At 54.7% G+C, this 5,520-nt stretch carries 3 rRNA genes; all 3 read right to left on the bottom strand.

Annotation, left to right across the window (positions count from 1 at the left end):
* Positions 1–38: 38 nt before the first annotated feature.
* Positions 39–155 (bottom strand): 5S ribosomal RNA (rrf, locus tag Q9R20_RS15945).
* A 102-nt stretch (positions 156–257) separates the two neighbouring features.
* Positions 258–3,369, bottom strand: a 23S ribosomal RNA gene (locus Q9R20_RS15940).
* 417 nt (positions 3,370–3,786) lie between these two features.
* Positions 3,787–5,308: ribosomal RNA gene (locus Q9R20_RS15935) — 16S ribosomal RNA — on the bottom strand.
* Together the 16S, 23S and 5S rRNA genes form the textbook arrangement of a ribosomal RNA operon.
* Between the last annotated feature and the right edge of the window lie 212 nt (positions 5,309–5,520).

Below are 5,520 nucleotides of genomic sequence, written 5' to 3'. Positions count from 1 at the left end.
GCCACCCAGCGTTGGGTGGCCATTTCGGCTGAAAAGAAGTCCGGCGGTGTCCTACTCTCCCACAGGGTCCCCCCTGCAGTACCATCGGCGCTGAGAGGCTTAGCTTCCGGGTTCGGAATGTGACCGGGCGTTTCCCTCTCGCTATGGCCGCCGAAACACTATTGATGTTTCAAAAACCAACAACGAAGTACTCATTGTTGTGTTCCCGACCGTACATCGAGAACCACTCAGTGGACGCAAGCACCAAAAACAGGTGTGTTATCAAGTCATCGGCTTATTAGTACCGGTCAGCTTCACGTATTACTACGCTTCCACATCCGGCCTATCAACCCAGTAGTCTGGCTGGGAGCCTCTCACCATAAATGGTATGGAAGTCTCATCTTGAGGCCGGCTTCCCGCTTAGATGCTTTCAGCGGTTATCCATCCCGAACGTAGCTAATCAGCGGTGCTCCTGGCGGAACAACTGACACACCAGAGGTTCGTCCAACCCGGTCCTCTCGTACTAGGGTCAGATCCTCTCAAACTTCCTACGCGCGCAGCGGATAGGGACCGAACTGTCTCACGACGTTCTAAACCCAGCTCGCGTACCGCTTTAATGGGCGAACAGCCCAACCCTTGGGACCTACTCCAGCCCCAGGATGCGACGAGCCGACATCGAGGTGCCAAACCATGCCGTCGATATGGACTCTTGGGCAAGATCAGCCTGTTATCCCCGAGGTACCTTTTATCCGTTGAGCGACAGCGCTTCCACAAGCCACTGCCGGATCACTAGTCCCGACTTTCGTCCCTGCTCGACCTGTCAGTCTCACAGTCAAGCTCCCTTGTGCACTTACACTCGCCACCTGATTGCCAACCAGGTTGAGGGAACCTTTGGGCGCCTCCGTTACATTTTGGGAGGCAACCGCCCCAGTTAAACTACCCACCAGGCACTGTCCCTGAACCGGATCACGGTCCTAAGTTAGATATCCAGAGTGACCAGAGTGGTATTTCAACAATGACTCCACACTCACTGGCGTGAATGCTTCAACGTCTCCCACCTATCCTACACAAGCCACACCGAACACCAATACCAAGCTGTAGTAAAGGTCACGGGGTCTTTCCGTCCTGCTGCGCGTAACGAGCATCTTTACTCGTAATGCAATTTCGCCGAGTTCGCGGTTGAGACAGTTGGGAAGTCGTTACGCCATTCGTGCAGGTCGGAACTTACCCGACAAGGAATTTCGCTACCTTAGGATGGTTATAGTTACCACCGCCGTTTACTGGGGCTTAAATTCTCAGCTTCGCCTTGCGGCTAACCGGTCCTCTTAACCTTCCAGCACCGGGCAGGCGTCAGTCCGTATACATCGTCTTGCGACTTGGCACGGACCTGTGTTTTTAGTAAACAGTCGCTACCCACTAGTCTCTGCGGCCACCACACCCTTTCGGAGCAAGTCCTAATAAGTGGATGGCCCCCCTTCTCCCGAAGTTACGGGGGCATTTTGCCGAGTTCCTTAACCACGATTCTCTCGATCTCCTTGGTATTCTCTACCTGACCACCTGAGTCGGTTTGGGGTACGGGCAGCTAGAACCTCGCGTCGATGCTTTTCTCGGCAGCATAGGATCACCCACTTTTTATCCGCATCGTGTCTCAGCCTGTATGAGTGACGGATTTGCCTATCACTCGGCCTACGCACTTGCACCAGGACAACCATCGCCTGGCTTGGGCTACCTTCCTGCGTCACACCTGTTAATACGCTAGCCGCACCAGCATGGGGTCGAGCGTTCACACGGACGACCATCACCCCGAAGGGATCCGGAACATTCCGAGCTAGGACTCTTAGCACCACTGGATTGACTGGGGCGGTTCTTCGCCGGTACGGGAATATCAACCCGTTGTCCATCGACTACGCCTGTCGGCCTCGCCTTAGGTCCCGACTTACCCAGGGAAGATTAGCTTGACCCTGGAACCCTTGGTCTTTCGGAGGACGTGTTTCTCACACGTCTTTCGCTACTCATGCCTGCATTCTCACTCGTGTAGCGTCCACGGCTGGGTCACCCCGCCGCTTCACTCGCCACACGACGCTCTCCTACCCATCAACACGGCTGGACCACGAAGGCCTACCAAAAATGTCAATGCCACAACTTCGGTGGCGTGCTTGAGCCCCGTTACATTGTCGGCGCGGAATCACTTGACCAGTGAGCTATTACGCACTCTTTCAAGGGTGGCTGCTTCTAAGCCAACCTCCTGGTTGTCTAAGCAACTCCACATCCTTTCCCACTTAGCACGCGCTTAGGGACCTTAGTTGGTGGTCTGGGTTGTTTCCCTCTCGACTATGAAGCTTATCCCCCACAGTCTCACTGCTGCGCTCTCACTTACCGGCATTCGGAGTTTGGCTGACGTCAGTAACCTTGTAGGGCCCATCGGCCATCCAGTAGCTCTACCTCCGGCAAGAAACACGCAACGCTGCACCTAAATGCATTTCGGAGAGAACCAGCTATCACGAAGTTTGATTGGCCTTTCACCCCTATCCACAGCTCATCCCCTCAGTTTTCAACCTAAGTGGGTTCGGTCCTCCACGACGTCTTACCGTCGCTTCAACCTGGCCATGGATAGATCACTTCGCTTCGGGTCTAGGACACGCGACTGTATCGCCCTATTCAGACTCGCTTTCGCTACGGCTACCCCACACGGGTTAACCTCGCCACGTATCGCTAACTCGCAGGCTCATTCTTCAAAAGGCACGCTGTCACCCCTACTAAGGAGGCTCCAACGGTTTGTAAGCAAACGGTTTCAGGTACTATTTCACTCCCCTCCCGGGGTACTTTTCACCTTTCCCTCACGGTACTTGTCCGCTATCGGTCATCTGGGAGTATTTAGGCTTATCAGGTGGTCCTGACAGATTCACACGGGATTTCTCGGGCCCCGTGCTACTTGGGATACTCTTCACGCCAAGAACAGGCATTTCGACTACGGGGTTCGCACCCTCTATGACCGGCCATTCAAAACCGTTCGTCTATACCCTCTTGTCACGTCGACTGCTCGGCAGAACAATCAGAAAAGTCCCACAACCCCCAACATGCAACGCCTGCCGGCTATCACACACGCTAGGTTTAGCCTCTTCCGGTTTCGCTCGCCACTACTCACGGAATCGCTGTTGCTTTCTCTTCCTGTGGGTACTGAGATGTTTCACTTCCCCACGTTCCCTCTACCCGCCCTATATATTCAGGCGGGAGTCACCAGGTACGCACGCGCCCTGGCGGGGTTTCCCCATTCGGACACCCTCGGATCAAAACTCGCTTATCAGTTCCCCGAGGCTTATCGCAGATTGCTACGTCCTTCTTCGGCTCCAGATGCCAAGGCATCCACCGTTTGCTCTTAAAGACTTGAAATCACATGAGTTGAATCGTCAAAAAATTGACTAATGATCTTTAAGATCATCTTCACGACACAAACCAAAAGGCTCATGTCGAAGATGCTCGCGTCCACTGTGTAGTTCTCAAAGTACGGGCGGTACCCACCCCAGCCACCGGAACACCGGTACCGAAGCAGGCCCTCAAGGAAACAGCCACCAACCACCACCAGCCATACGACTAGCGCGATCAGCGCCCGGCCCCTCAGGACCCAACAGCGTGCATGCCCCACCAGCGTGAGCCCCCACCTTTCCTGTCACCGAAGCGACGTACTCAGCAGAAACCCCAACCAAACGGAGCCTCATCAAATGTTCCACCCATGAGCTAACCGGCAGACACATTCGGTCTGATCCGGCGCCTGAACAACCCCACTACAGGGCGTCAGATGCTCCTTAGAAAGGAGGTGATCCAGCCGCACCTTCCGGTACGGCTACCTTGTTACGACTTAGTCCTAATTACCGATCCCACCTTCGACGGCTCCCTCCACAAGGGTTGGGCCACCGGCTTCAGGTGTTACCGACTTTCATGACTTGACGGGCGGTGTGTACAAGACCCGGGAACGTATTCACCGCAGCGTTGCTGATCTGCGATTACTAGCGACTCCGACTTCATGAGGTCGAGTTGCAGACCTCAATCCGAACTGGGACCGGCTTTTTGGGATTCGCTCCACCTCACGGTATTGCAGCCCTTTGTACCGGCCATTGTAGCATGCGTGAAGCCCAAGACATAAGGGGCATGATGATTTGACGTCATCCCCACCTTCCTCCGAGTTGACCCCGGCAGTATCCCATGAGTTCCCACCATTACGTGCTGGCAACATAGAACGAGGGTTGCGCTCGTTGCGGGACTTAACCCAACATCTCACGACACGAGCTGACGACAACCATGCACCACCTGTTCACCAGTGTCCAAAGAGTTGACCATTTCTGGCCCGTTCTGGTGTATGTCAAGCCTTGGTAAGGTTCTTCGCGTTGCATCGAATTAATCCGCATGCTCCGCCGCTTGTGCGGGTCCCCGTCAATTCCTTTGAGTTTTAGCCTTGCGGCCGTACTCCCCAGGCGGGGAACTTAATGCGTTAGCTGCGTCACGGAAACCGTGGAATGGTCCCCACAACTAGTTCCCAACGTTTACGGGGTGGACTACCAGGGTATCTAAGCCTGTTTGCTCCCCACCCTTTCGCTCCTCAGCGTCAGTTACGGCCCAGAGATCTGCCTTCGCCATCGGTGTTCCTCCTGATATCTGCGCATTCCACCGCTACACCAGGAATTCCAATCTCCCCTACCGCACTCTAGTCTGCCCGTACCCACTGCAGGCCCGAGGTTGAGCCTCGGGATTTCACAGCAGACGCGACAAACCGCCTACGAGCTCTTTACGCCCAATAATTCCGGATAACGCTTGCGCCCTACGTATTACCGCGGCTGCTGGCACGTAGTTAGCCGGCGCTTTTTCTGCAGGTACCGTCACTTTCGCTTCTTCCCTGCTAAAAGAGGTTTACAACCCGAAGGCCGTCATCCCTCACGCGGCGTTGCTGCATCAGGCTTCCGCCCATTGTGCAATATTCCCCACTGCTGCCTCCCGTAGGAGTCTGGGCCGTGTCTCAGTCCCAGTGTGGCCGGTCACCCTCTCAGGCCGGCTACCCGTCGACGCCTTGGTGAGCCATTACCTCACCAACAAGCTGATAGGCCGCGAGCCCATCCCAGACCGAAAAATCTTTCCAACCCCCACCATGCGGTAGAAGCTCATATCCAGTATTAGACGCCGTTTCCAGCGCTTATCCCAGAGTCCAGGGCAGGTTGCTCACGTGTTACTCACCCGTTCGCCACTGATCCACCAAGCAAGCTTGGCTTCACCGTTCGACTTGCATGTGTTAAGCACGCCGCCAGCGTTCATCCTGAGCCAGGATCAAACTCTCCGTAAAAAAGAAATGCACACGACCCCGGGAAAAACGAGACCGCAGCGAGTTTGAAACTGACCAAAGAGAAACATCATTACTGACGTATCCAATGCCAACCCCAAAAGAGGTTGGTCTTTGATCCAAAGGAATTTCTCGCAATCCAACAAAAGTCAGACCGACGAGGAATAAATTGGCATTTGACAAGTGCACGCTGTTGAGTTCTCAAGGAACGGACG

It is taken from the genome of Microbacterium sp. PRF11, from assembly GCF_031844085.1.
GTDB lineage: Bacteria > Actinomycetota > Actinomycetes > Actinomycetales > Microbacteriaceae > Microbacterium.
Note: the sequence above shows the minus strand (reverse complement) of the source record. Positions and strands in the feature narration are given on the sequence as shown.